This window comes from Pseudobdellovibrionaceae bacterium (assembly GCA_015163855.1).
Taxonomy (GTDB): domain Bacteria; phylum Bdellovibrionota; class Bdellovibrionia; order Bdellovibrionales; family UBA1609; genus JAAOIH01.
The window spans coordinates 1-4,300 of record JAAOIK010000017.1; the positions used below are offsets into that span (position 1 = coordinate 1).

General features: G+C 33.9%; 3 protein-coding genes. 2 read left to right on the forward strand and 1 reads right to left on the reverse strand.

Translation table 11 applies throughout. From position 1 onward, the window contains the following. Positions 1-2,127, forward strand: a 2,127-nt coding sequence (locus tag HAW63_02625; protein ID MBE8162863.1) for an efflux RND transporter permease subunit, incomplete at its 5' end; no start/stop codon positions are given. Between the two features lie 56 nt (positions 2,128-2,183). Here HAW63_02625 and HAW63_02630 read toward each other — a convergent pair. Further along, positions 2,184-2,612: a hypothetical protein gene (locus HAW63_02630; GenBank protein ID MBE8162864.1), complete on the reverse strand. Its 429-nt coding sequence runs from the start codon at positions 2,610-2,612 to the stop codon at positions 2,184-2,186. 88 nt (positions 2,613-2,700) lie between these two features. Between HAW63_02630 and HAW63_02635 the strand changes: the two genes are divergently transcribed. Continuing rightward, positions 2,701-4,287 carry a hypothetical protein gene (locus HAW63_02635; protein MBE8162865.1) on the forward strand — a complete coding sequence of 529 codons (1,587 nt, stop codon included), beginning with the start codon at positions 2,701-2,703 and terminating at the stop codon, positions 4,285-4,287. Positions 4,288-4,300: the final 13 nt, after the last annotated feature.

Consider the following 4,300-nt stretch of genomic DNA (forward strand, 5'->3'; position numbering starts at 1 on the left):
CGCCGTTTAAATGTTTTATCTAACAATATGTTAATTGGTTTGTTTTTTGTTCTACTTATTTTATCTTTAATTTTACCCACTAAAGTAGCCTTCATTACCGCCGTTGGTATTCCCTTCGCTTTTTTTGCAACAATAATATATTTTTTAACTACAGGTACTTCGCTTAATCTTTTAACCATGATGGGTTTAATTATCGTTATAGGTATGTTGGTTGATGATGCCATTGTGGTAACCGAAAATGTGCAAAGACATAGAGAAGACGGTTTATCTACAGAGGAATCGGCCATTAAAGGCACCCAACAAGTATGGGCCCCTATAACTGCTTCGGTAATGACCACAATTGTTGCGTTTACTCCCATGTTATTTATGTCGGGAATTATGGGTAAGTTTATTAAATTTATTCCCTTGGGAGTAATTGCCGCTTTATTTTTTAGCCTTTACGAGTGTTTTTTTATTTTACCTCATCACCTAGCACGATGGATTAGCACTAAAGATGTAGAAAAAGCGAAAAAAAAATCTTTAGCAAAGTACTGGAACCAGCGTGTCACTCCCCTATACGGCCGATTAATAGAAAAAGTTTTACAACGCCGTTACTTAGTTTCTGGAAGTTCTTTTGTGCTTTTTTTAGCGACTTTATTTTTAGCTACAAAAATGTCTTTTATTTTATTTCCCTCTGGAGGAATAGAAATTTTTCAAATTCGCTTTGAAGCAAACACAGGCACTCCTTTAAAAAAAGTGATACAGCTAGTAAGGCCTATTGAAAATGCTTTAAGCCAATTTAGTAAAAAAGAAGTTACCGACTTTACCACTCAAGTGGGTTTACAACAAAGTGACCCTGGAGACCCTAATACAAAAAGAGGTAACGAGTATGGACAAATTAATGTTTATTTAAGTCCCGCTACTAATAGAGACCGTACGGCTTTTACTATTATTGAAGAATTAAAAAGTTATGTGGGTGATTCTATAAAGGGTTTAAAAAAAATTAATTATGTACAAAAAAAAGGGGGACCTCCTGTGGGAAAACCCGTTAGTTTAGGTATTCGTGGAAAATCGTACAAAGACATACTAAATGCCGTGGCTAGCGCAAAAACCTTTTTGAAAACTGTTGACGGCGTTTTAGAAGTTGATGACAGCTATTTAGTGGGAAAATCGGAATTACAAATTAAAGTAAACCCTGTAGAGGCAGCGGCTGCCTCGTTATCCTTAGAAACTATTGGAAACTCTATTCGCGCCGCTTACGAAGGAGTAGTGGCTACTAGTATTAGAAAATTAGATGAAGAAATTGATATTCGCGTTTCTTTAGATGGTTTTAAAAATAATTCTGAAAAATCACTAATGAGCTTACCCATTCCTAATTTACAAGGAAATTTAATTCCCTTAAGCCGTTTGGCTCATTTACAAAAAACCAAAGGTATTTCTTTATACGAACACGAAAATAATAAAAGACAAGTGCGAGTTACTGCAAAAATTAACGAAGACATTACTAACTCCACTGCTGTTAATAAATTATTACGCAAGCAAGTAAAAAAATGGAACAGCCAATACCCTAAAGTAAATTATTTTTTTGGAGGGGAAGGGAAAGACAGCAAAGAAAGTATGCAGTCTTTAGCTAAAGCCTTTCTTATTGCCCTTTTTGGAATTTTTATGATTTTAATTTTAACTTTTAAAAATGTTTTACAAGCAGCATTAATTTTGTTTACCACTATTCCCTTAGGTGTTATGGCCGTTATTTGGACTTTTTATTTACATGGAAAACCTTTAACTTTTTTAGGCTTATTGGGAATAGTCGCTTTAGCTGGAGTGATAGTAAATAACGCCATTGTATTAGTCTCTTTTGTTAATGAAGAGCGAGCAGGTGGAGCCACTCTTACTGCTAGTATTATCACTGCTACAAAAATGCGCTTACGGCCTATTTTTTTAACCACTATTACCACTGTGGTAGGCATTTTACCAACCGCTTATGGCTGGGGAGGCTTAGACCCTTTTGTAGTGCCTATTGCTTTAGGTTTGGGTTGGGGCGTATTTTTTGGTGCTTTTTTAACCACTATAATTTTTCCTGCAAACTTAGCTATTTTAGATGACCTTCAAAGTTTTTGGCAAAAAAAATGGCAAGCCAAATTTAAGTAAGTAATTATTAGGGTCGCTTTAAAGAAACACGAATATCAATTACCCAAAACTAATTACTAGTTTTTGGTCACAGATAAATCGTGATTAAATTGATTACTACCTCCAACAGTACCTGTATAATCAAAACCAACAATTCCGTAATACAATGTATATTTTTGAGTGGACTTTGTAGCTAAATTGCGTTGAAGTTTTTCAATATTAATAGTGAAGCGAAATTTTCCATTCTCACATAGTGCATTTCCATTAGTTTCCAGCGAAGTTAATACTGCCGCACTATTATTAGCTTCTTTTATTTCCCATGTAATATGATTATCTGGATAAGCCCCTTCATTACAAAAACCCACTAACTGTAAGTTCTGGTTATTTACCACAATAGGGTTTGGAGCAGACACTCGTATACTTAAATTTCTAGCATTACTAGGCAATACCGTATTACAAGAGCTAGTGTCTATTTTTAGCTCACAATTTAGGCGATTTACATTCACATTTTTACTTGAACAAGAAGTAAAAAACATTAAACTACAAAGAAATATCCATGAAATATATAACCTCATATAATAATATCGTAATTTTATGCAAAAAAGTTTAAATCTCTTCATTATAATATTGTTTTTATTACACTTACCTCGAACACAGGTTTTAGGCTGGGGGGAATCGAAAAAACTAAAGGAAAAACAAGCACTTAGCAAAGGCCCTTTTCGCCTTTATTTAAAAAGAGACCCTCGTCAATTAAACCCGGCTTTAGTACGAGGCACGGCTTCGCATTATTTATTTTATAATCTGTATTCTAGTTTATACCGTTATGAAGGAAATGTACTAAAACCGTATTTGGGCAATCATTGTATATGGAAAAATGCCTTACACCTGTCTTGTCAATTAAACCCTAAATTAAAGTGGTCTAATGGCAAAACGATTACGGCTAAACACTACTTACAAAGTTATCAAAATTTATTTAAAACCACCAATACAAAAGTACGGTTACTGCTTCATATTAAAAATGCAAAAGCAATTTTGCAAAAGAAAAAAAAACTATCTCGATTGGGAATAACTGCCAAAGGCTTTTTATTAAATTTTTATTTAAACCAACCTGACCCCGAGTTACTTTATAAATTAACCTACCCTAGCTTAGCTCCACAATACAGTTTAAAAACTCCAAGCATTAAACAAGCACATACTTTAGTTACCAATGGCCCTTATAAAATAAAAAAATGGACTCTTAATCAAAAAATTATTTTAGAACCTAACCCCTATTTTGCGGATAATAGTAAAAACCAATTGCCTTTAGTGGAGGTGTATTTTGTAGAAGAAGATACCACCGCTTTACTTTTATACCAATCGGGCCGCATTGATTTTTTAAAGCAAGTGCTAACTTCAGACATCTCTCGATTTAAAAACCACAAAGAGTTTTTTCAAGTTCCTATGATGAAATTTGATTACTTAGGTTTTTCGTCTACCTTAAAGGCTTACCCCAATTTACGAAAAGCCTTGGTTTACTCCTTAAACTATGTAGAGTTAAAAAAAATCTATCACGCCTTAGGTCAACCTGGTTATCCTAGCTTAGCTTTAAGTTATTTTTCTAAACCTGTGTTTTATGACATTAATTTAAAACGCGCTAAAAAAGCTTTTAGTAAAGTTCCCTTAAAAGCACGCAACCAACAATGGACTTTAGCCTACAGTAAATCGGGAGGGCCCGACATAAAACGCGGTATGGAGTGGTTGCAAAATCAATGGAAAAAACACTTAGGTTTAAAAATTCAACTGCGCGCAGTAGAGCAAGGTATGTATATACAATCTTTAAAATTAAAATCTTTTCCTATCTTCCGCAAAGGTATCCCTTTAGATCGCCCTACTTGTTTGGCGGCCATGGAAACCTTAACCACGGGCAAAATTAATAACTATATTCAATTTAGTAATTCCACTTACGACAAACTAGTAAAACAATTAGAAAATATCGTAAACAAAAATATTTCTAAACGGAAAAAAAAACAATTACAAAAACAACTATGCTCGAAGGCTATGGAAGTGTTATTAAATAACTATGTCTTAATACCTTTGGGAGAAATTCACTTTAGCTTAATGATGAAAAAGCAATGGAAAGGTTGGAAATTAAATGGACTTAATTTGTTAGATTTAAGTAGGCTTCGCTTCGTCACAAAGTAAAGCCAAAAAAGCG

Excerpts from the sequence above, each read along its gene's own strand:
- HAW63_02635 (MBE8162865.1), top strand. The coding sequence starts at position 2,701 with ATGCAAAAAAGTTTAAATCTCTTCATTATAATATTGTTTTTATTACAC.